This is a genomic window from Desulfosarcina cetonica JCM 12296 (assembly GCF_001311845.1).
Classification (GTDB): domain Bacteria; phylum Desulfobacterota; class Desulfobacteria; order Desulfobacterales; family Desulfosarcinaceae; genus Desulfosarcina; species Desulfosarcina cetonica.
In genome coordinates this window covers 46488-69743 of the sequence record NZ_BBCC01000011.1, presented here as the reverse complement: position 1 = coordinate 69743, position 23256 = coordinate 46488, and the positions used below count along the sequence as shown (strand labels likewise).

Below are 23256 nucleotides of genomic sequence, written 5' to 3'. Positions count from 1 at the left end.
ATTCGAATCGCTGTCAAGGTTGACAAGATCGGCTTAAAACCGCTATATGCCAGCATCTGTTCCAGTGCATAGGTTACCATACCCACAAACCGTGTTTATCAAAAATTGGTCTGGATCGTTTAGGGCGGCCACATGATTAACCTTTACCCATTCAGGAGAACCCATGGATTTTAAGCGACATATCGAAATTGCCTGGAATTTGACCCTTGGCAACATTGTTTCCCTGATTCTTTTAACCCTGGTGTTTGTGGGTATCAGCACCCTTACCCTGGGGATTCTGGCACCCGTGGCCCTGGCCGGATACACACAGAGTCTCTTGTTGCTGGTACGCAACGGCCGTGAGCCCAAAATGCAGGATCTTTTCACCCATATGAAGCTTTTCCTGCCGCTCCTGGGTTTCGGCGTTGCGGTGTTCGTGGTAAGCTCCATCGGTTTTATGATGTTCTTTATACCCGGCCTGATCGTGGTGGTGGCGGTCACTTTTTGCTGCATTTATATGATCCCCCTGATGACCGACCGAAACCTGGGGATTATGGATGCCATCAAGGAGAGTTACGCCATGGCCCGAAAAGGACAACTGGTCGATCACGTGGTGATCGTGATTATCTATTTGGCCATCACCACCATCGGTGGCAGTGTTTTCATCGGTATTCTCTTCACCCAGCCGTTGGCGACGCTTTTTCTGCTTTCCACTTACGAGGAAAAGATGCTATCCACCCCGCCTGCGGCACCGCCGCAATCGTAACAAAATCAAAAAATTGATCATCCAGGGCGCCGGTGATGACAGCGGCGCCCTTTTATTTTCACCGGAAACGCCTACATCCTGGATTTACGCCTGACAAGTTTTTGATAGGCGGCGGTAAGGCGGACGAATTGTTCGGGACTGCCCCCTTTGTCGGGGTGATGCTGCTTGGCCAATTTGCGATATTGGCGGGTGAGTGAACGGCAATCCATCCGCTTCAGGACTTCAACGGTTACACCGAAAAGGCTGGCCGATTCCGCCAGACTGAGTTGAACGCTTTGCGGTGGACGGTGGAGCCGGTGGCGATTCATGAAATCTTGAAAAAAAGCGTGTGTGGGGTCGCGGACCGGAAAAGTATGGTCGAAATACATCAGGGCATAACGGACTAAATGCGGATGCAGATGGGATGACCGTTGACAACCGGACCAGAAAATATCATCCCGGTTCAGCCGGCAGAGACGATCGATGAAAAACCGATCCATCTGTTCCTGGTCGAGCACCTCGGGGTGACTACGGGCAAAGGATTCCGTAAAACACGACTGAAGGTCAAAAATCTGATAGGTGTAGTGGGCCAGTTCATGGGGCTTGAGGATGCGTTCGGCGGCAATGAAATCGTATTCGATCTCGTCCCGGGATTTTTCCTGCAGATTTGCGTAAAGATGATCCGGCATGCAACCCATGGCACGGGCATTCACCCGTCCCAGTTTGAGGCACAACAGCCGGTAGCGGTCAAAGGGATGGAACCGCTCCTTGGGCATGCAGGTATCCTTTGCCCGCTCACGATGGCGCGATCCGCGATCAAAGGCGTCGATCACCCGCCGGATTTGTGGATCGATGAACGGGAGAAAAACGGCCTCGATTTCCGCCTGCGTTACCGGGACACCCCGCTCGCCGATGGTCTCCAAAACGAGGTCGTCAATATAAAACCCATTGCCGCCCGGATAGTGGATAAAGCGCGCCGGGTCCTGTCCCAAATCGAAAAGGTCACGGCTGCGATAACATGTTGTGTCGGCATACGACTGACGAATCAGATAGCGATAACCCAAGGCCCTATCGGGAATACGGGCAAGATACATCCGTCACCGTCCTCGCTTGTTGGATGAGAGGTTTTATGTACAACATAACCGCACGATTCAAAAATACAATCCAGACGTCAGCAAACACGTCCCCTACCCCCACCCAGCCATCATCTTCCGATGCTCGTTTCAACCTGCAGGGTGTTCTGGCCGTCTCCATCGCCCATTTCATACACGATGTTTACTCCGCTTTCCTGGCACCCCTGCTGCCGCTACTCATCGAAAAGCTTTCTCTCAACCTGACCCAAGCCGGTCTTCTCTCGACCGTCATGCAATTGCCCGCACTGCTCAATCCATGGATCGGGGCCTTGGCCGATCGTATCAGCGTCCGCTGGTTTCTCGTGCTGGCACCGTCGCTTACGGCCATCCCCATGAGCCTGATCGGCGTGGCACCGACATTTTCGGTCCTTTTGGTCCTCATGCTCTTCGCCGGTATCAGCGTGTCCATTTTTCATGTTCCCGCGCCGGTGGTGGTCGCACGCATGGCCGGCCAACGCAAAGGCTGGGCATGTCTTTTTTCATGGTCGGGGGGGAGGCCGCCCGTGCAGCCGGCCCCATGGCGGCGGTGAGTTTGGTCGCCTGATGGGGCTGGAAGGCTTTTACCCGGTGATGGGCGTCAGTTTTATCTGCTCGGTGCTGTTATACGTCAATACCCGGGATCTTCCGGTGACCTCGGCCAAACGCACACCCGTCCCCATCTTGCAAACCTGGCGCGACATGCGTGCCGTTCTCAAGCCGATTACCGGCATTCTGATTGCCAGAGGATTCATGCACGGCTGTATGGCGTCCTTCTTACCCACCTTCATCCTGATGAATTCCAAGAATCTGTGGCTCGCCGGCGCCGGTCTCACGATTTACGAGACGGCCGGCGTGGCCGGTGTGATGGTGGCCGGCGCCTCAGCGACCGGTTGGGACGGCGACGCATGCTTGGCTTATCCCTGGTGGGTGCCCCGGCATCGCTGATGGCGTTTGTCTGGGTAGATGGTTGGGCGGCCTACGCCATGCTGGTATTAACCGGGTTTACACTGCTTTCCACCACACCGGTCATGCTGGCCCTGGTTCAGGAAAATGCCGGCACGAGCCCGTCGGCGGCCAACGGCCTGTTCATGATGATTTCTTTCCTGGCGCGTTCGGCCGTGGTGGTCATCGTCGGCATGGCCGCAGACGTCATTGGGTTGAAAACGACCTTCATTATTTTTGCCCTCATCGGTTTTATCGGCCTGCCCTTCGTTTTCCAATTACCCGACGACAAATCCTCTCCGAAAGCGCCGGCACCATCCGCCGGTGATTGACAGACAATCTGCCTAATCCTATACTGATTTTAAGGCAGATCGATAAGTTCCGGCCGTGAAGGGACACTGATGTCACGGCCGGAATCAAGGATTGAGAAAGGAGGCAAATTTCAATGCGATAATCAAAGGAGGTTAGCCATGAAAAGGGCAAGCCCTGCCAAACAAGGCACTTTCTTGGCGCGGGTCAGTATTTGGACCCTCGTTCACCACGATTTTCTTGCCAGCCGGATAAGAATCTACATGTGGTCCGCATCGTTCACGCTTCTGTTCTTCTCTGTCGCCAGCATCATTCCGCTTCAAATCGCGCTTTATCTCCTGCTTTTCTGTGGCTGTGGCATCGTGATCCTGCTCTGGTCCCTGATCAGCTGGAGAAAATCAATCCTGCTTGGCATCCAGGACCCGGAACTACGGCAGATCGCCCATGCGGCGATGCTGCGCTTGATTTACGCCAGACGGCCCCATCCCCCCCGCCGGCACATCAAGAAAGGCTATTCCGGCCACCCGATAAACTTGCGATCCATCCACCGCTTTAAAGCGGACACACGGACAGCACCGGGCAGGCCACCCCGCGAATCACACGATCCGTGGTAGACCCCAGTAGCATGGTCTCGACCAGGCTGTGACCGCGCACCCCCAGAACGATCAGGTCGATCTGATGCGCATCGGCATAAGCCTTCAGGGCCATGAAGGGTTTGCCTGATTCGCAGGCGATGTGGACATCGCACCAGTTGCGCGCCTCATCGGGCACCAAGGCTTCCATTCGCTTTTGGGAAGCCTCCCGGACGGTATTAATGGTGTCGGTTTCCATGGTCTCGGGGAGCATGGTATCCCGATAGACAAACGGTTCCACCACATGCACCAGGTGGATGGCCGCTTGGAATTCCTGTGCCAGGCTGAATCCATAGGAAACGGCATTTCCCGAATCATCGGAAAAATCACAGCCCACCAGAATCTGCTTGAAGCCAAATCCCTTGAACGCCGGCTCGCCGGTGCCGGCCTTTTCCGGTGGGGTCACAACCAACAGCGGGCAGGCAATGGTGCGCAGTAACCGTTCGGTGACCGAGCCCAGAAAGAGCCGCCTGATTCCCGTTCTCCCATGGGTGGAGACAATGGCCAGGTCGGCGTGCTTGTCCGTTACCAGGCGGCATAGGGTGGTCGATACCGGACCGCTCTCCACCACCGGTTCCCAGGAAAGCTTGGTATTGCCCACCAGCCCCCGGATTTGTGCGATGGCCCCGGCCTTCATCTCCTCGATCTGGTTGTCCGGATAGACAAAGGCGGCACCGTGCATGCTGACCATGGGCAGATCGATCACATGGCAGATAAATAATTTGGCATCGAACTCCCTGGCCATTCCAATCGCCTGGAGAACGGCTTGGTTGGAAAATTCGGAAAGGTCGGTGGCACAAAGGATGCGTCGGAAATGAATCTTCATGGTTTCCCTCCTTTTCTGGATTGAATCCTTCCCGTATCCCAAATAGAGAATATCGCTAGCCCGTAATCCTGTCAAAACAAATCCCCCAACCCTTCGCACGCGCTTCGGAACGTACGATGACAATGCCGAATCGCTGTAAAATCTGCCATTGAGCATTGCGTTAAATCCGTGAAGCGGATATGTATCTGGGTTCTTGGCGAAGCCGATTTGAAGGATAGCGCAATGATCGGTGTTTCACGGTTTTCGGAAGCGTTCGGAGCAATTTCTATTTGAAATGATGGATAAACGACCCTTGATTGCCGTTGTCGGGCTGGACGGGATTTTTCCCGGCGCCTGAATCTGCAGACCTTCTGGCGCAACATCGTGGGCGGGGAGAACCAATCCCGGCCGGTACCGGCATCCCGCTGGATCGCCCCCAGGGAAGATCGGCTCACACTCCCCCTGGCACCGGATCGACCGTATTCGGATCATGCCTGCCTGATTACGGATTTTGATTTCGACCCCCAGGCCTTTTCTCTGGATGCGGATTTGACCCGGCATTTGGATCCGGTTCACCAGTTGACCCTGACCGCCGGCAAACGGGCCGTGAATGCCTGCAAGACCGCAGATGTGGATTACGCCCGCGTCGACACGATTCTGGCCGCCATTGCTCTGCCCACTGACAGCGCTTCGGCGTTCTCCAGAAAGCTGCTTGGCCGGGCCATTGAAGATCGTCTTTTTAACTCCGACACCCAGCAGCCGATGACGATTTCCCGCAATGAAGCCCTGGCCAGCCGCGTGGATGGTCTGCCGGCGGCCCTATTGGCCGCCGAAATGGGATTCGGCGGTAATTGCTTTACCCTGGATGCGGCTTGCGCGTCTTCTCTTTACGCGCTGAAGCTGTCCTGTGACAGCCTGCTTGCCGGACGCACCGACATGGTGGTCACCGGCGGGGTTTCACGCCCCGAATGCCTTTACACCCAAACCGGATTCAGTCAGCTTCAGGCGCTCTCCCCGTCGGGACGTTGCGCTCCCTTCGATCATCGGGCCGACGGGCTGGTGGTCGGCGAGGGTGTGGGCATTCTGGTGTTGAAGCGCCTTGCGGATGCCATTGCCCAGGGGGACACCATTTGGGGGGTGATCCACGGCATCGGTCTTTCCAACGACATGCGGGGCAACCTCTTGGCGCCCGAAAGCCGGGGTCAGGTCCGCGCCATGCAGGCGGCTTACCGTGCCGCCGACTGGCAACCGACGGATGTGGATCTGATCGAATGCCATGGCACCGGAACAAAGGCCGGCGACACCACGGAAATCCAAAGCATGCTGGCGCTATGGGCATCAAAAGAGGCCGCGCCGCAAAGCTGTTCCATCGGCTCGGTGAAATCGCAGATCGGGCACCTTTTGACCGCCGCCGGTGCTGCCGGCATGATCAAGATCCTTTTGGCCATGCGGCATCAGACCCTGCCACCCTCGATCCATTTTGAGCATGCGCCGGCGGATAGTCCGTTGACCGGCAGCCCCTTCCGCGTGCAAACGGCCCCTGCTGCATGGACACCCCGGAAAGCGGGTCTGCCACGCCGGGCGGCCGTCAGCGCCTTTGGTTTCGGCGGTATCAATGCCCATGCACTTTTCGAGGAGTGGCCGGCCGAAACGAAAACCACGAAAACAGCCGCCAGTGTGCATGAAATTCAGCCGCAACACCCGCCTGAACCGGTCGCCATCGTCGGAATGGCGGTGCATGCCGGTTCACTTGAAAGTTTAAAGGCATTCGAAACGGCTGTTTTCCAGGGTCAGAGCGCCATTGGCCAGCGCCCATCGGGGCGCTGGAAAGGCACCGATGCCACCTTTACCTCGGCATTGAAGGGTGCAGATCCCCATGGGGCCTTCATCGACGCGCTTCAGGTGGGCATCGGCGAGTTCCAGATACCGCCCAACGAAATCGACCGCATCCTTCCCCAGCAACTGCTGGCCCTTAAAACCGGGGCTGCCGCCTTGACCGACGCCGGCCTGGCCCTGCGCGAGGCCCGTGAAGCCATGGGGGTGGTGGTCGGCATCAACTTCGATTTCGAAGCGACCAATTTTCATCTGCGCTGGCAACTCTTCCCGGCCATCCAGGCCTGGCGCGATCGGTATGCCCTGCCGACGTCTGGGGAGGCGCTGGATCGATGGCTGGAAGAGCTACGTGATGCCTGTGGACCGCCATTGACCGCGCCAAGGGTCATGGGCGCCTGGGGGGCATCGTGGCCAGCCGCATGGCCCGCGAATTTCGTTTCGGAGGGCCGAGTTTCGTGGTTTCCGCGGATGCCGCCTCGGGCATTCAAGCGCTTCAGGTGGCCGTGGACCGGATTCAGCAGGGCGACGCAGAAACCATGCTGGTAACGGCCGTGGATTTGGGTGGCGAGGGCCGAAACGTCGTTCGCCGGGATTCGATGCTGCCGCTTTCGCGTCAAAACCATGTCCGCCCCTTCGATGCATCGGCCGACGGCAGTTTGCCCGGCGATGCGGCCGTGGCCTGGTACTCAAGCCCCTTTCCCTTGCCCGCGCCCAAAGGGACCGGATTTACGCGATCATCCAGGGGATCGGCAGCGCCGGTGGTGACTCGCCGGCCAGCGGTCGTGTCAGCAAGGCCACCTATACCCGCTCGCTGCGGCGCTGTTTTGCCCGGTCCGCCATCCTGACCACGACGCCGATCGCCTATGTCGAGGCCCATGGTGCGGCCCAGCCCGACCTGGATCGCATGGAAATAGAAGCCCTGGGCTCATTTTTCAGCGGTCCTGCCTATCGCGGTGCCGAACGGGCCATTGCACTTGGCAGCGTCAAGTCGATCTGCGGGCATACCGGCGCCGCCGACGGTCTCCTGGCACTGGCCAAGACCGCCCTTTGTCTGCACCACCGCACGCTTCCTCCGCTGCCGGGTTTTACGCAGACGGCCCCATCCATGGATTTCGAGATACCGTTTCACATTCCCCGGCAATCCCAACCCTGGTATCGCAACCGTGAGGAGGGGCCCCGCACGGCGCTCTCCAGCACCATCACCATGGACGGCACTTGCACCCATGTCCTGCTTCAGGAAGAGGAGACCGTTGATCCGGCCCTATCTGCACTTTGCCTGCCGACCGTGAACCGTGACGCCGTGGGGCTGTTTGTGGTCACTGGCGATTCCGCCGAGCAGCTGATGGCAGGATTGAGTGGCCTGGAAACCCATCTCAAAACCGCCGACCGGTTGTCGATCCCTGCCGCCGCCCGGCAATGGTACCAGGCGCAAGCACCGGACTCTGCCCACGGCCGGGCCGTGGCCCTGTTGCTGAAAGACGAAAGCGATCGTGCCGCCATCCTATCCCGGGCACGACGGGCGGTAACGTCCGGCCAACCCGATCCGTTGGACAGACAGGTTTTTTACCGCAAGGATCCCCTGGGGCCCAAGGCCCGTATCGCCATGGTCTACCCGGGATCGGGCAACCATTACCTGGGCATGGGGCGTGATCTGGCCTTGCGTTTTCCCGATATCGTGGCCGGCATGGATCAAGGTACGGCACGCCTGTTGACCCAGATGCGTCCCTGGCACCTGATGCCTTGGGGTCGGGATTGGTCCCCTGGATGGCAACCGCGTGCCGAACGCCAACTCAAAGACGATATCCTCAACATGATCTTCGGCCAGGTGGTGTACGGCGGCTTGATGACTCAGATTCTCAACCGTTTTGCCGTTCCCACGAACGCCATCATCGGGTACAGCCTGGGCGAATCCGCCGCCCTCTTCGCCCATAGCGTATGGGCCGATCGCGGCGATATGCTGGCCCGCATGCAGGCCACGAACCTGTTTTCCACCCAATTGGCCGGTCCTTGCCACGCCCTGCGCCAGGCCTGGCAAATCCCGGCCGGGGAAACGGTGGACTGGACTGTGGCGGTGGTCAACCGTACCGCCGATCAGGTCCATCGCGTCATTGACAGCACTCCCCGTGTGCGCCTGTTGATCATCAATTCACCGGATGAGTGCGTGATCGGAGGAACGCGCGTGGCGGTCGAGCAGGCCATTGCCGTGCTGAATTGCCAGGCCGTCTTTCTGGACGGCGTCGTCACGGTGCATTGCGACGCGGCCCGACCGGTGGCCAAGGCCTATCGGGATCTGCACCACTTCCCGACAACACCCCGCCCGGGGCTGACCGTCTATAGCTGCAGTTGGGCGAAAGCCTATGATGTAACGGCCGACGCCATCGCCGATTCCATCGAGCACCAGGCGGTTGCGGGTTTTGATTTCCCCAAAACCATTCAACAGGCCTATGCAGACGGCATCCGCATTTTTGTCGAAGCCGGCCCGCGGGCCTCGTGCTCGCGCATGATCGATCGCATTCTGGACGACAGCCCCCATCTGGCCGTGGCCGCCAACCACCGTGCCGACGATGAATGGACGGGGCTTTTGCGCTGCCTGGCCCGCTTGACGGTGGAGCGCGTACCGCTGGATCTGCAGCCGCTTTATGATGACCCTGAGACGACAGCGCCGATCCCCCTTCATGGCACCACCGCCACGGTGAGCGTGACCGTGGGAGGCCAGGCCATTGCGCCGCAACTGCCCAGGGCACCCAAACCTTCTCCGCCGTCGTCATCAGTAAAAACATCGGCTGCGGTGGCACCGCAAACGAACCCGATACCGGCACCGCCGACGCCACCGGAAAACACTGCTCCAGTCCGCCACGACGCCCCCCTTTGGGCGACCCTCATGGACACGGCAGAGCAAAACATGGCCGCCACGGCCGGTGCCCATGAGCAATTTCTGGACTTGTCCAGCCAGCTGTCCCGCAGTTTCGCCGACGCCTTCGATTTGCAAAACCGCCTCTTGGGTCTGGGTGCCCGGGTCGCAAACGGTGGTGATGCCGCCAATGGCACGCATTGTCCCGCCTCCCGGTGAGCAACCGGAAGCACCGTCCTTTGCCGAAACGCCGGCCCCCCCGACACCCGCCGTGGCCTTTGATCGCGAGATGTGCATGCAATTCGCCATCGGCAGCGTGGGCCGCATGCTGGGACCGGCCTTTGATGAGGTGGACACCTACCGGGTGCGGGTGCGTCTGCCCGACGAGCCCTTGATGCTGGTGGATCGGATCCTTTCCGTGGATGGCGAGATGCTTTCCATGGAGTCGGGGCGGGTGGTTACCGAACACGATGTCCTGCCTGGCGCCTGGTACCTGGATGGCGATCGCGCACCGGTGTGCATCAGCGTCGAGGCCGGTCAGGCCGATCTTTTTCTCAGCGCCTACCTGGGCATCGACCATCGGGTGAAGGGGCAACGGGCCTATCGCCTGCTGGACGCCGAGATCACCTTTCACCGGGGGCTTCCCCGGCCGGGAGAGACGATTCGCTACGACATCGCCATCGACCGCTTCGTGCGTCAAGGCGATACCTGGATGTTTTTCTTCCGTTTCGAAGGGGTTATCGGCGATGACCATCTGATCACCATGCGCGACGGGTGTGCCGGTTTCTTCACCGAAGCCGAGGTGGAAAACTCGGGGGGGATAATCCTCACCGAGCCGGAACGGCGTCCCATCGCCGGCACCTGTCCGCCGGGCTGGCGGCCGATGGTGCCCATGGTCCGTGAAGCCTACACCGACGACCAAGTGGAAGCCCTACGTCGCGGTGACTTGGCCGGCTGTTTTGGCGAGCGCTTCGCCGGCATCGCCCTGGCCCCTTCCCTGTGGCTTCCCGATGGGCGCATGCGTTTGATCCATCGTATTCTCGACCTGGATCCCCAGGGCGGGCGTTATGGTTTGGGGCTGATCCGCGCCGAGGCGGACATCCATCCGGACGACTGGTTCCTGACCTGCCATTTCGTGGACGACATGGTCATGCCGGGTACGCTCATGTACGAATGCTGCGCCCATACCCTGCGTGTTTTCCTCCAACGCATGGGATGGGTGACGGACAAGGCCGGCGTTTGTTATGAACCCGTGATCGGCAGCCCGGCGCGTCTCAAATGCCGTGGTCCGGTGACCCCCAAAACCGCCCACGTGCATTACGAGATCCAGATCAGCGAAATCGGGATGGCCCCCGAGCCCTATGTGATCGCCGATGCGCACATGTCCGCCGACGGGCGCCCCATCGTCTTTTTCAAGGGCATGTCCATGAAGATGACCGGGGTAAGCATGGCCGAAATCGAGGCCCTGTGGCAGCGACAGGCATCTCAACCCTTACAACCGCCGAAGGCACCGTCCACAACGCGGCTTTATGACCGGGCTTCCATCCTGGCCTTTGCCGTGGGCAATCCCTCCGAGGCGTTTGGCGAACCCTACCGCGTGTTCGACCGTCAGCGCACCATCGCGCGTCTGCCCGGCCCACCGTACTGTTTCATGGATCGGGTAAGCCACGTGGAGCCGCCGCCCTGGGAACTCAAGGCCGATGGATGGGTGACCGCCGAATACGACGTCCCTCCGGGCGAATGGTACTTCGCCGCCGACCATAGCGGGGTGATGCCCTTTTGCGTGCTGCTGGAAATCGCCCTGCAACCCTGCGGCTGGCTGGCGGCCTATGCCGGCTCGGCCCTGCACAGTCAGCAGGACCTGAAGTTCCGCAATCTGGGCGGAAGCGGCATCCTGCACCGGTCGGTAACACCCGGCACCGGCGCCCTGACCATGCGCTGTCGCATGACCAAGGTGAGTGAAGCCGCCGAGATGATCATCGAGAATTTCGAATTCGAGGTACTCGCCAGTGGCGATCCGGTTTACATGGGTGATACCTATTTCGGCTTTTTCTCGGCCCAGGCCCTCGGCCAGCAAAAAGGCTTGGGCAGGGCCGACCGTTTGGTTCAAGCGTTGGCGGATTACGCCGGCACCGACGTGGGCGGAGAATCGTTGCCCAGCCTTACACCGCTGACGCCAGCGGATGCCGAAGGCTGCCGACCACCACCGACCGCCTGATGCTGCCCGGCAAGGCGTTGCTCATGGTCGATCGCATCGATGCATATCTGCCGAACGGCGGCGCTGCCGGCCTGGGATACATTCGCGGCAGCAAACAGGTCGATCCCGAGGAGTGGTTTTTCAAGGCTCATTTTTTCCAGGATCCGGTGTGCCCCGGTTCCCTCGGCGTCGAATCCTTTTTACAACTGCTTAAAACTGTGGCAATAAAGCGTTGGCCCGAACGGATCGCGACCCACCGCTTTTGCCTGTCACCAGACAGCCGCCACAACTGGAGTTACCGCGGGCAGATTATCCAGAAAAACAAAATGGTCACCGTTGAAGCGGTCATCACCGCGATTCGGGATGGCGTTGCCCCGGTGATGCGGGCCGACGGCTTGCTCTGGGTGGATGGCCTGCCGATCTACAAAATGGAAAATTTTGAACTGGCCCTGGTTCCCGTGGCCGAAGATACACCATCATGAAAACCTTGAGCCATTCCGTCGATCCACGCAACTATGCACCCCTTTACCCGTTCCGGTCCCATTTCCTGGATCGCGACGGGCTGGCCTACCATTACGTGGACGAGGGTCAGGGCGAACCGGTGGTCATGGTGCATGGCAATCCCACCTGGTCTTTTTATTTCCGCCGGGTAATCCAAACCCTCTCGCCGTGCTATCGTGCCATTGCCCCGGACCATATGGGCTGCGGGCTGTCGGCCAAACCCGACACCACCCGGTACGGCTTCCGGCTGAAGGACCGCCTGGCGGATTTTGGCGCCTTGATGGACCACCTGGATCTGACCGGGATCACCCTGATGGTTCACGACTGGGGCGGCATGATCGCCATGGCCTGGGCCGCGGCCCATCCCCAGCGGGTCGCCCGGCTGATCATCACCAACACGGCAGCCTTTTCACCGCCGGGGCAAAAGCGGCTTCCCCTGCGCCTGTGGCTCATTCGCAACCTGAGCTGGTTTGCCACACCGGCCGTGTTGCATGGCAACCTGTTTGCCCGGGCAGCCATCCATATGGCACCCTACACCAGGCTTTCCACCGACGTCCGACGGGGGCTGCTGGCACCGTATCATTGTCCACACAATCGTCTGGCGACCCTGCGATTTGTCCAGGATATCCCGCTGTCACCCCGTGATGCCGGATTCGAAATCGTTCAAGCCACCGAACAACGATTGCCCCGTCTGGCCCATCTGCCCATGCTGATTCTTTGGGGACGTCACGATTTTGTGTTTGACACGGATTATTATCAGGCGTGGTGCCGACGGTTTCCCTCGGCAGAGCACCATCTGTTCGATCATGCCGGACACTATCTGAATGAAGACTTACCCGAAATGGTGATTGAACGGGTACAGGATTTTTTGAAACGAAACCCGCGATAGGGGATGTTTGAGATGGATTTAACGCCGCAAGCCGCATCAACCGGATCCATCGTCAATGTGGCCACCTATCTCCACCAGATGGCACGGACCCAGCCCTACAAACGCGCGGTCGTTTGTCCGTGTGGCAGGGACCGCCAGGGACGCGTGGCCTATACGCATCTGACCTTCCGGCAGCTGGATATCGAATCGGACTGCATCGCCTGGGGATTGGACAAGATCGGAATCAGCCGGGGAATCCGTACGATTTTAATGGTCAAGCCCAGTCTCGATTTTTTGCCCTGGTATTCGCCCTGTTCAAAGTGGGGGCCGTACCGGTCATCGTCGATCCTGGCATGGGCATCGCCCGCATGCTGAACTGTCTGGCGGAAAGCAAGGCCCAGGCATTGGTCGGCATTCCTCAAGCGCATGTGCTGCGGGTTCTGGCGCCCCGCTTTTTCAAAAGCGTCAGCGTGGTGGTCACCGTGGGAAGCCGTTGGTTCTGGGGCGGCACGACCCTGCGCCAGGTGCGCCAAACGCAATGGGAGCCCTATCCCATGGCCGACACGCGAGCGGATGAGATCGCCGCGGTTCTTTTCACCACCGGTAGCACCGGACCGGCCAAGGGGGTGATCTACACCCATGGGATCTTCGATGCCCAAGTCCGAAATATTCAGGCCGAATTCGACATCAGCAGCGACGACATCGATCTGCCGACCTTTCCACTTTTTGCTCTCTTCGATCCGGCATTGGGCATGACCGCGATCATTCCGGACATGGACCCGACCCAACCGGCACGGGTCAACCCGGAAAAAATCATCGAGGCCATCGGCAACCATGGGGTCACTAACATGTTCGCCTCCCCGGCCCTGCTCAACCGGGTGGGACGCTATGGTCAGGAAAAAGGCATCAAACTGCCGACCCTGAAGCGGGTCATCACCGCCGGGGCGCGGCAAACCCGGCGATCGTCGAACGGTTTAGCAGCATGTTGACCGATGAAGCCCAGATCCATACCGGCTATGGTGCCACCGAGGCCATGCCGGTGAGTGCCTTTGGCAGCCATGAAATCCTCAATGAAACCCGCAAGCTCAGTGAGCAGGGATTCGGGATGTGTGTGGGGCGACCGATCAGCGGTGTGGACGTCCGGATCATCCGCATCAGTGATGGTCCGATCGCGTCCTGGACCGATGATTTGGCCGTGCCCGACGGGGAAACCGGCGAGATCGCGGTGCGCGGCGCCCAAGTCACCCGCGGGTACTATGAACGGCCCAAGGATAACACCCTATCGAAGATCAACGATGATGATACCGGTTTCTGGCACCGCATGGGCGATCTGGGCTGGATGGACAAAAAAGGACGCATCTGGTTCTGCGGACGTAAAAACCAACGCGTCGTGACCGAAAAACGTACCCTTTTCACCATTCCTTGCGAGGCCATTTTCAACAACCACCCCCGGGTGTTCCGCAGTGCCCTGGTCGGTGTGGGAACAGACGGCCGGCAGCATCCCGTGATCTGCATCGAGCTGGAGCCCAGGGACAACGGCAAAAACAAGACCCAGCTGAAAAATGAGCTTCTGGAATTGGCCAAAGGCAGCCCGATCACCGAAGACATCCAAACGATCTTGTTTCACCGCGCCTTTCCGGTGGACATCCGCCACAACTCGAAAATCTTCAGGGAAAAGCTGGCCGTGTGGGCCGCCAAGCAACTTCGAACCGAAACGGCTTCACCATGACCCGTATGCGAGCATTTCGTACACCCGGTACCGGTTCATCCAAAAACATCCTGGTGACCGGTGGCGGTGGTTTCCTCGGTAGCGCCATCATCCGTCAACTGGTTGCCCAAGGGCACCGCGTGACCAGTTTTTCGCGTCGCTCGCATCCGCATTTGGATGCCCTGGGCGTGCGCCAGTTGCGCGGTGATATCGTAAATGCCGGGGCGGTTAAAGACGCCGTGCGCGAAAAGGATGCGGTCTTCCATGTGGCCGCCAAGGCCGGCGTTTGGGGCCCGGCCGACGCCTATTACCCGGTGAACGTCACCGGCACGCGCCATGTGATCACCGCCTGCCGTTCCTGCCGGGTCCCCATGTTGATTTACACCAGCAGTCCCAGCGTGGTTTTCAATGGCAAGGACATGGCGGGGATTGACGAGTCGGTCCCCTACCCGACCCGCTACCATGCCCACTACCCACGGACCAAGGCCATGGCCGAACAGCTGGTGCGCGCTGCCGCCGATGACCAACTGCGCACGATCACGCTCAGGCCGCATCTGATCTGGGGTCCGGGAGACAATCATCTGGCACCGCGCATCATCGCCCGATCCCACCGTCTGCGACAGGTGGGCGACGGCCGCAACCGGGTGGATACCATTTATATCGACAACGCCGCCCACGCCCACCTGCTGGCCATGGAAGCCTTGCAGCATCATCCGGAATTGTCCGGCCGGGTTTATTTCATCAGTGACGATGCGCCCATTGCCTTGTGGGAGATGGTCAACCGGATTTTGGCCGCCGGCGGCAAAGGGCCGGTGACACGCACCCTTTCGCCCGCTATGGCCTATGCTATCGGAACGCTGCTGGAAGGGACCTATCATCTTTTCGGCATCCGTCATGAACCGATCATGACCCGCTTTGTGGCCCGCGAACTGGCCACGGCCCATTGGTTTGACATTTCGGCGGCCAAACGGGATCTGGGCTATACCGCCGGCATCTCCATCGATACCGGCATGCAGCGTCTCAAGGCCTGGCTGGCGGAAAGCCCTTTTCCCTCGTAGGGGATCAATGCTAACAAAGAAAGCCGTCCTGTCCGACGCCGAGCGACATCAACCCCAAGGAGTGACACCGTGGAACTGACCGATCTGCTGCCCCTCGAAAAATGGGTCGAACTGGAAAAGGAAATTCATGCCCGTTCGGGCCTGGAATCCAATGTATTCAACACCGACGGCATCCGCATTACCGACAACAAGGTATGGGTCAACCGCCTCTGCCCGGCCATCAAGGCCACGGACAAGGGGCAGGCCTTCATCTGCGCCGTGGCGCACATGAACTTGGCCCATCAAGCCAAGGAAGAAGGCAAACCGGTCATCGAGGCCTGCGATGCCGGCCTGATGAAAATCGTGGTTCCGATTATCATGGATGGCGAGTTTATCGGTGCCGTGGGGGCATGCGGTCTTCTGCCCGCGGATGGCGAGGTGGATGCCTTCCTGGTGAATAAAATAACAGAGATTGAAGAAGACACCGTAGAAGCCCTTTGCGAGGATCTGGCCGTGATCGAAACCACCTCGGCCGAAGAAGTGGCCCAGTTCATCTGGGAGAAAATCGAATCGGTTGTTGCCGCGGCTTGACGCCCGGCAACGGTTGAATATCGCGCGTTAATGCCAAATCCCGGTGACGATTGACATCATCGGACACCGGGATCTGGCATCTCCATCCACCAATCTGCGGATTCCCCACCTCAAGAACAATCCCCTTTCCGCCGATACTGACTCAAGGTTCACAACCGAATAATTTAACGAGCAGGCAAATGGGAACGCGCAAACGGATCTTTTTTGCGGTTGGGATTTTTTTCACCATTTTGTTGGGTGGGACGTTTGGCTACATGCTGCTGGAAAAATATACTTTTTTCCAGGGGCTCTACATGTCGGCGATCACCATCTCCACGGTCGGCTACGGTGAAGTGATACCGCTTTCGCCCAAAGGGCAGGCATTCTCGATTGCCTGATCTTCTGTAGTATCCTGGGGCTTGCGCTTGCCGGCCGGGCATTGGGGGAATCCCTGCTCGAAAATACCTGGAGTGGACGTGCGGAGAAAAGAAAAATGCAGCGTCAAATTCAATCGCTGAAAGGGCACCAGATCATCTGCGGCTTTGGCCGCGTGGGCCGCGCGGCAGCCGACCAATTCAACGCCGCACGGGCACCCTTCGTGGTCGTGGATCAGGTGCCTGCGGCCGATCTGGGAAAGGATCAGAAATATCTTTACCTGGAAGGAGACGCCACGCGGGAGCAGATCCTCCTGGATGCCGGCATCAAACAGGCCCGGGGGCTTCTGGCGCTGCTGGGTTCCGATCCTGAAAACGTCTTTCTGGTGCTCACCGCCCGCGAAATGAACCCCACCCTGCGTATTATCGCACGCGCCAATGATCCCCAGGTGGAAAGCAAACTCCATAAAGCCGGTGCGGACACGGTGATCTCACCTTTTACCACCGCAGGCACCCAGATTGCCCGGGAAATGCTTCTGGCCACCGGTCACCGGAATGACGTCTGCCTGACAACGAACCCGGTCAACGCGCCTCGCTGGATCCCGCTGAATGCGGGCAGTGCCTTGATCGGCGCCACGGTCGCCCAAGCCGCCGAACAGCTCTCGGGGCCGGTCCTGGGATTGCGCCGGCGAAACCACGACCGTCTCATGCCCGAAGCCCAGGAGATGCTCAAGTCCGGCGATGCGTTGCTGGTGATTCGTGCCACGGCTGACGCGGCGGATGCCGCCGAACAACCATCCGACGCCAACCGGCAGGTGGTCATCGTCGACGACAACCCGGTGATTGTCAAATTATATACCCGTTTGTTCCAGAAAGCGGGGTTTATTCCCCACACGGCTGCCGATGGCACCTCGGGGCTGGAACTGATCCACCGCCTCCGCCCGACAGTCGCCGTGATTGACTTTATGCTGCCGGTTCTCTCGGGGATCGACATCTGCACGCGGGTGCGCGAGAACCCTGAACTGAAGAATACACGACTGATTTTGTTTACCGCCGATGACAACAACGCCACCCGCCAGCGGGCGCTTTCCGCCGGCGCCGATGCCGTGGTGGTGAAAAGCCCGGATGCCCATGAGGTGATCAATACGGTCATCCGCATCATTTCGGAAGAGCCATCATGAAAGCCCATCTCCTCACCTTTTTGCTCAGTTTGGCAATCATCCTGACAACGTGGTCTTTGCGGGGCGCATCCTACTTCAGAACGACCGCCCATGGACGCTATTACTTCACCACCACCCTCTTAATCAGTACGATGCTTGCCCTGATCACGCTGTGGCGGTTGATTCGACGGCCTTGGTCCCGGACGGCCGATGGTGTCCATCGCCATGGGGACCTTGCCGCTGAAAACCGTCAGGCCTACCGAATCCACTATGAAACGCCCCCCACCCCTGTCTTCGTTCAGAAAATTGGCGATCCGCAGTCGGCGCCGGTGTTCACCTGCCCGGTGCTGGATGTGTCCGAGGATGGTATCTGCCTGGCCAGTTCCGGTGTTTATGGAAAGGGACAGTCCGTACTGGGAGAAATCATTTTCGACAGTGGCCGTAGTGCACCGATCAACGGCGTCGTCGTCCGGGAGACGACCGACGTGACGGTCCTTAAGCTCCATTGCGCCCTTTCCCCCTCCCTGCTGATGGCTGAGCAACGGGATTACATCGCCCTGCAAAAAATCAAGGGCCTCGACCGGCGATCAGTCCGATGCTGAAGGAAGAGATCGCCGGTTCATCACCGGGACACCCGATCAAGGGAAAATGCCGACTGAATCGGCCGTGACGCTTTTTCAGGTTTTTTACGAATCCGTCAAAATTAAATCCGACTTCGAACCTTGCTTTGAGTCCGCAGATGGCTATATTGCCCATTTAATCTTAAAGGATGAAACGAACCCGCATGTCTTTTTCAACCAACGACAAACTTCGCAATATTGCCATCATTGCCCATGTTGACCATGGCAAAACCACCCTGGTCGATGCCATGTTCCGCCAAAGCGGCCTTTTCCGCCAAGGCCAGCAAATGGATGAACGGGTCATGGACCGCATGGATCTGGAGCGCGAACGGGGCATCACCATTGCCGCGAAAAACTGTTCCGTGGTCTATCAAGGGGTAAAAATCAACATCGTCGACACTCCGGGTCACGCCGACTTCGGTGGGGAAGTGGAGCGCGCCCTCTCCATGGTCGATGGTGCCATCCTGCTGGTCGACGCCTCCGAGGGGCCGCTGCCGCAAACACGCTTCGTGCTGCAAAAGGCCCTTCAATCCAAGCTTAAAATCATCGTCGTGATCAACAAGATCGACCGCAAGGACGCCCGTGCAGCAGCGGTCCTGGACCAGGTGTATGATCTTTTGATCGATCTGGATGCCAACGAGGATCAGCTCGAGTTTCCGCTGTTCTATGCCATTGGCCGGGACGGGGTGGCGGGCCCGGCGCCGGATCGTTTGGCCGACGACCTGCATCATGTTTTTGACGCCATTTTGCGCGAAATCCCCCCTCCGCGCTTTGCCGCGGATGCGCCCTTTCAGATGCTGGTCTCCGATCTGGGGTACTCGGATTACCTGGGCCGCCTGGCGGTGGGCCGGGTCGTGGGCGGCGTGGCCGAATCCAGGCATCGCCTGATCTGCATCGATGCCGACGGCAACCACCGGCCGTTGAAGGTGACCCGCCTGCAGGTTTACGAAGGCATGGACATTACCCCCGTGGACCGGGTGGGCGCGGGTGAGATCGCCATTCTCTCGGGCATCGACGAGGTGACCATCGGGGATACCATCTGTACGGAAGACGCCCCACATGCCCTGGAGCGCATTACCGTCGATCCGCCCACCGTTTCCATGCTCTTCACCATCAACGACGGCCCCTTATCCGGCCGGGAAGGCCGCTATATCCAATCGGCCAAAATCCGTGAGCGCCTGAAAAAGGAGACGCTGCTCAACGTGGCCATCCAGGTGGACGCCACCGGTGACCGGGATTCGGTGGTGGTCAAGGGCCGCGGCGAATTTCAGCTGGCCATCCTTATCGAGACCATGCGTCGGGAGGGATTCGAGTTCTGCGTGGGTCGTCCGGAGGTGATTCTCAAGACCGAGGACGGGGTGGTCAAGGAGCCCATCGAGCGGCTTTTTGTGGATTGCGACGAGGCCTTCATGGGGGTGGTCACCGAGAAGCTCTCCGTACGCAAGGGAAAAATGATGAACCTCATCAATACCGGCACCGGCCGAGTACGGATCGAGTTTTCCATTCCCTCCCGGGCCTTGATCGGCTACCGCGACGAATTTCTCACCGATACCCGGGGGACCGGAATCATGAATTCCTACTTCCTGGGATACGAGGCCTATCGCGGTGATTTTCCCAGCCGCTTCACCGGTTCCATCGTGTCCGACCGCCAGGGCAGTGCCGTACCCTACGCCCTTTACAATCTGGAACCGCGGGGCCGGTTGTTCATCCTTCCCGGGGAGCCGGTCTACGAAGGCATGGTCATCGGCGAGCACAACCGTGAATCGGACATCAACGTCAATCCCACCAAAGAGAAAAAGCTGACCAATATGCGCGCCTCGGGAAAGGACGAGAACGTGGTCCTGGCACCGATCCGTCCCATGACCCTGGAGCAGGCCATCAATTTTATCCGCGATGACGAGCGCGTGGAAATAACCCCGAAATCGATCCGCTTGCGTAAAGTGACCTTGGGGGTCAAAGCCCGTTATGTGCAACGCGGCACCAAGAAATAAGCCGTTTCAGGTGCGCTTCCTCTCCTCCCCGGCGATGGGTTGCCGTCCCGTCGGGGAGGATATCTTGCCCTACTGGGGATTTTCAAAAAAGATGTAGTTGGTGGCGTAATCGGAGAACTCGAAGTAAACTTTCCGTTCGTTCGCATCCCGGACCATGTTCAGGTTGGCATCCAGGTACCCGTACCCATAACGGTAAGGCCGCGCGGTGTTATCCGAAGTGCCATAGGCCGTGGAAAGCTTGTCGATACCGATGAACCGGCGCACCAGCTTATCACCGGCATAGATTTCCAATACACCATTGGTTCCGGTCCAGTTCTGAATGGACCGGCCGATCTTGTTCTGCGATTCCTGCGTACACCCGGTCAGCAAGCAGAAAACAATCCCCACCCCGATCACCACGGCGCGCTTCACCGTTAGGCCCTCCCTGTTATGTGTGCATCTTCTCATTCGGATTCGCGACGGTCGCTTTAGAAAGGCTCCTGGCCACCGGAAACATTAAAAATGGCCTTCACCTGTCGGCAAAGGATATCGAACTGCTCCGGATAGAGACTTTGTGCGCCGTCACTCAAGGCTTTCTCAGGCTGGTGATGAACCTCCACCATCAGCCCATGGGCATTGGCCGCCACCGCCGCCCGGGACAGGGGCAGCACCTGGTCCCGTCGACCCGCCGCATGGCTGGGATCGACGATGATGGGTAGATGGCTCTCCTTTCTTACCACCGGAACGGCGGACAGATCCAGGGTGTTCCGGCTGTGATGCACGAACGTCCGCACACCGCGCTCGCACAAAACCACCTGATGGTTGCCCTGGGCCATGATGTATTCGGCGGCCATGAGCCATTCTTCGATGGTGGCGGCCAAGCCGCGTTTGAGCAGAATCGGTCGGAAAGATTCGCCGGCTCTTTTGAGCAGGCTGAAGTTCTGCATGTTGCGGGTTCCGATTTGGAGCATGTCGGCATAGTGCTCCACCAGATCAAAGGCCTGGGTGTCCATCACCTCCGTCACCACCGGCATGCCGGTGGTTTCGCGGACCTTGGCCAGGATCTTGAGCCCTGCCTCGCCAAGTCCCTGAAAGGTATACGGTGAGGTGCGCGGTTTGAAGGCCCCCCCGCGAAACATGTGGGCGCCGGATTTTTTAACATGACCGGCGATGGTCAGGGCCTGGTCTTCGCTTTCAATGGCACAGGGTCCGGCCATGAGGGTCAGGTTCCCATTACCGATGACGACGTCGCGACCTGAATCAAGGTGTCGTCCGCCTTGGTCTCCCGGCTGACCAGCTTGTACGGCTTGGTGATCGGCACCGCGTCCTTGACCCCGGGCAACCCAATAAACAGGGATGCGTCCAGGGACCCGCGTTGTTCAACACCCCGATGGATACCCGGTCACCGCCGGGAATCGGGCGGGCCGTGCAGCCCTTTGCCTCGATGACATTGACCACCTGCTCGATCTGTTCGGGCGTTGCGGAAACATCCATGACTACCAGCATCGTCTTCCTCCTTATGAAAATGGGAACCTTTCATGGCCTCGTCAGCGATACGATCATCAACGCCCCTGATCACTCACGGTCCTTCCAAACGAAAACGGACCGCCGGGGGCTTGCCCGAAGGTCCGTTAATGTGTTGTTGAAACCAAGCCGGTTTCATGCAAAGGGAACCCAACAGGCATGCCCATCGTGGGGATACCACCACCACCGCCAGTAGGTTGTAATGACTGAAATACGCATCGGTTTTACAAATTCCCGTTTTACTTGAATGACCCGGTTGTTCATGCATATCCCATCCATGCTCTGCCTTGTCAACTGCTTTTTGAATTTTCCAAAAGAATCCCGGATAATTGTGAGCCGCCGGAGAATCCCGGAATTTTAGGGACAAAAAACTTGACTTATTGATGGTGGCGGTTATTCTTTCGTCCACAAATCAAAGGAGCGTAAAAATGCCGATTTTTGAGTACCAATGCAAGGCTTGTTGTCACGTGTTTGAACGCCTGGTGTTCTCCTCGGAGGATGAACCGTTGGAATGTCCGGCGTGTCATTGCAAGGATGTTGAGAAACTCATGTCGGCCGGCGCCTTCCGGCCCAATGGGATTCCCACCGGCAAAGGCGGGTTTGCACCACCGGCCTGCAAGCCATCGGCAGGCGGTTGAAGCATTTGACGGATCTGTCCGGTCCGGATGGAAAATCAAACCACACGACGATGACGTTCAGGCCGCCGTTCCTATAGGGATGGGTTCCTATCCGGCGGCCAAGTCGATACCCATGGTTTTTAGTTCGCCTTCCACCAGCGATTCCCAATCGTGGTTGGCTTTGGGGTTGGCGGGGCTGGGATGGGTGATCCGGCCAATGGCGATCCCCATTCCGCTAAGCGCTGAGCAGGCTCGCTGCTCGGCGAATTTACCGATCCCCACGACCCATTTTGGCTGCAATAATAGGATTGATTGTCTCAGGGCGTGATCACAGATGCGGAACAGTGTTTTCTTCTCACCCGACGCCAGTTTATCCGGCGTTCGATTTCGCCCGCCCGCCTCCATGAAAACCAATGGACAGTAATTGAGCACGAAAAAACGGCTGAAAAAGGTTTCCGCCGTTCCAAAACGCCGATTCGCCCATCCCCACAAACGCCGACCGCTGACCTCTCCGCGCTGGCAGGCGAAGCCTGAAATCGGCCGTTTGGGGTGCGGTGTATCCGGTTGACCGATAACCGCTTGAATCTTCATCCATTGGGTCACCCTGTCGACATCGCCGAAGGGGACGCCGGTTTGCGCCATGCCGAAGGGACCGGGATTCATCCCCACCAACACGATCTCCTTGGTCGTTCCTGCAAAACGTTGCAAATAGCAATCGTAGCCCTTACGGGCATAGATCAACGGGTTGTAAATATGGGTCACCGGTGCGGAAAACCGCAATGGCCGTAAATGCGTGACCAATGCGTCGGTTACGCCGGCAAGGCCCGCTTTTTGATCCTGCTGGGATATCGTCAACGTTAATCTCTCTTCCGGACCGTTCTTTTTCTCACCTGCACGCGGGG

The 23256-nt window shown here is 58.8% G+C and carries 25 protein-coding genes and 1 pseudogene; 20 read left to right on the top strand and 6 right to left on the bottom strand.

Annotated features, from left to right (window positions below):
• Nucleotides 1–163: 163 nt before the first annotated feature.
• A complete protein-coding gene (locus JCM12296_RS04345) occupies nt 164–745 on the top strand; it encodes a hypothetical protein (protein ID WP_054690313.1) in 582 nt (193 codons plus the stop codon).
• Nucleotides 746–816: 71 nt separating this feature from the next.
• Here the strand turns inward: JCM12296_RS04345 and JCM12296_RS04340 are convergent, their stop codons facing one another.
• Entirely contained in the window at nt 817–1818 is a 1002-nt protein-coding gene (locus JCM12296_RS04340; protein ID WP_054690310.1) for a J domain-containing protein, read from the bottom strand.
• 35 nt (nt 1819–1853) lie between these two features.
• Between JCM12296_RS04340 and JCM12296_RS43475 the strand changes: the two genes are divergently transcribed.
• The 4 genes from JCM12296_RS43475 (at nt 1854) to JCM12296_RS37840 (ending at nt 3701) form a co-directional block, all read left to right on the top strand.
• Entirely contained in the window at nt 1854–2387 is a 534-nt protein-coding gene (locus JCM12296_RS43475; RefSeq protein WP_246803974.1) for an MFS transporter, read from the top strand.
• Nucleotides 2388–2400: 13 nt separating this feature from the next.
• Nucleotides 2401–2781 carry an MFS transporter gene (locus tag JCM12296_RS43470; protein ID WP_246803973.1) on the top strand — a complete coding sequence of 127 codons (381 nt, stop codon included), beginning with the start codon at nt 2401–2403 and terminating at the stop codon, nt 2779–2781.
• Nucleotides 2742–3110 (top strand): MFS transporter, encoded by a 369-nt coding sequence (locus JCM12296_RS43465; protein WP_246803972.1) that lies wholly within the window; start codon nt 2742–2744, stop codon nt 3108–3110. Before JCM12296_RS43470 ends, JCM12296_RS43465 begins: the two co-directional genes overlap by 40 nt.
• 138 nt (nt 3111–3248) lie before the next feature.
• Nucleotides 3249–3701 carry a hypothetical protein gene (locus tag JCM12296_RS37840; RefSeq protein WP_157067367.1) on the top strand — a complete coding sequence of 151 codons (453 nt, stop codon included), beginning with the start codon at nt 3249–3251 and terminating at the stop codon, nt 3699–3701.
• Here the strand turns inward: JCM12296_RS37840 and JCM12296_RS04330 are convergent.
• Entirely contained in the window at nt 3640–4545 is a 906-nt protein-coding gene (locus JCM12296_RS04330; RefSeq protein ID WP_054690306.1) for a universal stress protein, read from the bottom strand. The two genes, JCM12296_RS37840 and JCM12296_RS04330, sit on opposite strands and share 62 nt — an antisense overlap.
• Nucleotides 4546–4878: 333 nt before the next feature.
• Between JCM12296_RS04330 and JCM12296_RS04325 the strand changes: the two genes are divergently transcribed.
• From JCM12296_RS04325 to typA, 14 genes and pseudogenes are all read left to right on the top strand, one after another.
• Nucleotides 4879–6903 (top strand): beta-ketoacyl synthase N-terminal-like domain-containing protein, encoded by a 2025-nt coding sequence (locus JCM12296_RS04325; RefSeq protein WP_281491924.1) that lies wholly within the window; start codon nt 4879–4881, stop codon nt 6901–6903.
• Nucleotides 6813–7202 (top strand): beta-ketoacyl synthase N-terminal-like domain-containing protein, encoded by a 390-nt coding sequence (locus tag JCM12296_RS35880; protein WP_218187964.1) that lies wholly within the window; start codon nt 6813–6815, stop codon nt 7200–7202. The genes JCM12296_RS04325 and JCM12296_RS35880 overlap by 91 nt, the downstream gene beginning before the upstream one ends.
• On the top strand, nt 7091–9427 hold the full coding sequence (locus JCM12296_RS43460; protein WP_306303955.1) for a hypothetical protein: 2337 nt from the start codon (nt 7091–7093) through the stop codon (nt 9425–9427). Before JCM12296_RS35880 ends, JCM12296_RS43460 begins: the two co-directional genes overlap by 112 nt.
• Entirely contained in the window at nt 9399–11426 is a 2028-nt protein-coding gene (locus JCM12296_RS04310) for a hotdog family protein (RefSeq protein ID WP_054690294.1), read from the top strand. Before JCM12296_RS43460 ends, JCM12296_RS04310 begins: the two co-directional genes overlap by 29 nt.
• Entirely contained in the window at nt 11426–11887 is a 462-nt protein-coding gene (locus JCM12296_RS04305) for a hotdog family protein (protein WP_054690291.1), read from the top strand. The genes JCM12296_RS04310 and JCM12296_RS04305 overlap by 1 nt, the downstream gene beginning before the upstream one ends.
• Nucleotides 11884–12795, top strand: a complete 912-nt coding sequence (locus JCM12296_RS04300) for an alpha/beta fold hydrolase (RefSeq protein ID WP_054690289.1) — start codon at nt 11884–11886, stop codon at nt 12793–12795. Before JCM12296_RS04305 ends, JCM12296_RS04300 begins: the two co-directional genes overlap by 4 nt.
• A gap of 12 nt (nt 12796–12807) precedes the next feature.
• Nucleotides 12808–13149 carry a hypothetical protein gene (locus tag JCM12296_RS48860; RefSeq protein WP_306303953.1) on the top strand — a complete coding sequence of 114 codons (342 nt, stop codon included), beginning with the start codon at nt 12808–12810 and terminating at the stop codon, nt 13147–13149.
• Nucleotides 13095–14503, top strand: a pseudogene (locus tag JCM12296_RS50135) (fatty acid CoA ligase family protein). Before JCM12296_RS48860 ends, JCM12296_RS50135 begins: the two are co-directional and overlap by 55 nt.
• Nucleotides 14500–15540, top strand: a complete 1041-nt coding sequence (locus JCM12296_RS04290) for an NAD-dependent epimerase/dehydratase family protein (RefSeq protein ID WP_246803971.1) — start codon at nt 14500–14502, stop codon at nt 15538–15540. The pseudogene JCM12296_RS50135 and the gene JCM12296_RS04290 overlap by 4 nt, the downstream one beginning before the upstream one ends.
• Before the next feature lie 69 nt (nt 15541–15609).
• Nucleotides 15610–16110, top strand: coding sequence for a PocR ligand-binding domain-containing protein (locus JCM12296_RS04285; protein WP_054690285.1), 501 nt, complete (start codon nt 15610–15612; stop codon nt 16108–16110).
• A 179-nt stretch (nt 16111–16289) separates the two neighbouring features.
• Nucleotides 16290–16487, top strand: coding sequence for a potassium channel family protein (locus tag JCM12296_RS04280; protein WP_054690282.1), 198 nt, complete (start codon nt 16290–16292; stop codon nt 16485–16487).
• A 95-nt stretch (nt 16488–16582) separates the two neighbouring features.
• Entirely contained in the window at nt 16583–17644 is a 1062-nt protein-coding gene (locus JCM12296_RS04275) for an NAD-binding protein (RefSeq protein ID WP_054690280.1), read from the top strand.
• Complete coding sequence (locus JCM12296_RS04270) at nt 17641–18225, top strand: PilZ domain-containing protein (protein ID WP_054690277.1); 585 nt, start codon at nt 17641–17643, stop codon at nt 18223–18225. The genes JCM12296_RS04275 and JCM12296_RS04270 overlap by 4 nt, the downstream gene beginning before the upstream one ends.
• Nucleotides 18226–18407: 182 nt before the next feature.
• Complete coding sequence (gene typA, locus JCM12296_RS04265) at nt 18408–20234, top strand: translational GTPase TypA (protein ID WP_213181897.1); 1827 nt, start codon at nt 18408–18410, stop codon at nt 20232–20234.
• A 69-nt stretch (nt 20235–20303) separates the two neighbouring features.
• Here typA and JCM12296_RS04260 read toward each other — a convergent pair whose 3' ends face one another.
• The 3 genes from JCM12296_RS04260 to JCM12296_RS43455 are packed head-to-tail and all read right to left on the bottom strand — an operon-like array spanning nt 20304 to nt 21719.
• Nucleotides 20304–20645, bottom strand: coding sequence for a hypothetical protein (locus tag JCM12296_RS04260; protein ID WP_054690270.1), 342 nt, complete (start codon nt 20643–20645; stop codon nt 20304–20306).
• A 56-nt stretch (nt 20646–20701) separates the two neighbouring features.
• A complete protein-coding gene (gene aroF, locus JCM12296_RS04255) occupies nt 20702–21430 on the bottom strand; it encodes a 3-deoxy-7-phosphoheptulonate synthase (RefSeq protein WP_246803970.1) in 729 nt (242 codons plus the stop codon).
• Nucleotides 21431–21473: 43 nt separating this feature from the next.
• A complete protein-coding gene (locus JCM12296_RS43455; protein ID WP_246803969.1) occupies nt 21474–21719 on the bottom strand; it encodes a hypothetical protein in 246 nt (81 codons plus the stop codon).
• Nucleotides 21720–22165: 446 nt separating this feature from the next.
• Between JCM12296_RS43455 and JCM12296_RS04250 the strand changes: the two genes are divergently transcribed.
• Nucleotides 22166–22375, top strand: coding sequence for an FmdB family zinc ribbon protein (locus tag JCM12296_RS04250; protein WP_054690266.1), 210 nt, complete (start codon nt 22166–22168; stop codon nt 22373–22375).
• An 87-nt stretch (nt 22376–22462) separates the two neighbouring features.
• Here JCM12296_RS04250 and JCM12296_RS04245 read toward each other — a convergent pair whose 3' ends face one another.
• A complete protein-coding gene (locus tag JCM12296_RS04245) occupies nt 22463–23209 on the bottom strand; it encodes a uracil-DNA glycosylase family protein (protein WP_246803968.1) in 747 nt (248 codons plus the stop codon).
• Between the last annotated feature and the right edge of the window lie 47 nt (nt 23210–23256).

Coding starts and splice junctions, on each gene's coding strand:
- JCM12296_RS04345 (WP_054690313.1), top strand. CDS start 164: ATGGATTTTAAGCGACATATCGAAATTGCCTGGAATTTGACCCTTGGC.
- JCM12296_RS04340 (WP_054690310.1), bottom strand. CDS start 1,818: ATGTATCTTGCCCGTATTCCCGATAGGGCCTTGGGTTATCGCTATCTG.
- JCM12296_RS43475 (WP_246803974.1), top strand. CDS start 1,854: ATGTACAACATAACCGCACGATTCAAAAATACAATCCAGACGTCAGCA.
- JCM12296_RS43470 (WP_246803973.1), top strand. CDS start 2,401: ATGGGGCTGGAAGGCTTTTACCCGGTGATGGGCGTCAGTTTTATCTGC.
- JCM12296_RS43465 (WP_246803972.1), top strand. CDS start 2,742: ATGCTTGGCTTATCCCTGGTGGGTGCCCCGGCATCGCTGATGGCGTTT.
- JCM12296_RS37840 (WP_157067367.1), top strand. CDS start 3,249: ATGAAAAGGGCAAGCCCTGCCAAACAAGGCACTTTCTTGGCGCGGGTC.
- JCM12296_RS04330 (WP_054690306.1), bottom strand. CDS start 4,545: ATGAAGATTCATTTCCGACGCATCCTTTGTGCCACCGACCTTTCCGAA.
- JCM12296_RS04310 (WP_054690294.1), top strand. CDS start 9,399: ATGGCACGCATTGTCCCGCCTCCCGGTGAGCAACCGGAAGCACCGTCC.
- JCM12296_RS04305 (WP_054690291.1), top strand. CDS start 11,426: ATGCTGCCCGGCAAGGCGTTGCTCATGGTCGATCGCATCGATGCATAT.
- JCM12296_RS04300 (WP_054690289.1), top strand. CDS start 11,884: ATGAAAACCTTGAGCCATTCCGTCGATCCACGCAACTATGCACCCCTT.
- JCM12296_RS48860 (WP_306303953.1), top strand. CDS start 12,808: ATGGATTTAACGCCGCAAGCCGCATCAACCGGATCCATCGTCAATGTG.
- JCM12296_RS04290 (WP_246803971.1), top strand. CDS start 14,500: ATGACCCGTATGCGAGCATTTCGTACACCCGGTACCGGTTCATCCAAA.
- JCM12296_RS04280 (WP_054690282.1), top strand. CDS start 16,290: ATGGGAACGCGCAAACGGATCTTTTTTGCGGTTGGGATTTTTTTCACC.
- JCM12296_RS04275 (WP_054690280.1), top strand. CDS start 16,583: ATGCAGCGTCAAATTCAATCGCTGAAAGGGCACCAGATCATCTGCGGC.
- JCM12296_RS04270 (WP_054690277.1), top strand. CDS start 17,641: ATGAAAGCCCATCTCCTCACCTTTTTGCTCAGTTTGGCAATCATCCTG.
- typA (WP_213181897.1), top strand. CDS start 18,408: ATGTCTTTTTCAACCAACGACAAACTTCGCAATATTGCCATCATTGCC.
- aroF (WP_246803970.1), bottom strand. CDS start 21,430: ATGGCCGGACCCTGTGCCATTGAAAGCGAAGACCAGGCCCTGACCATC.
- JCM12296_RS43455 (WP_246803969.1), bottom strand. CDS start 21,719: ATGCTGGTAGTCATGGATGTTTCCGCAACGCCCGAACAGATCGAGCAG.
- JCM12296_RS04250 (WP_054690266.1), top strand. CDS start 22,166: ATGCCGATTTTTGAGTACCAATGCAAGGCTTGTTGTCACGTGTTTGAA.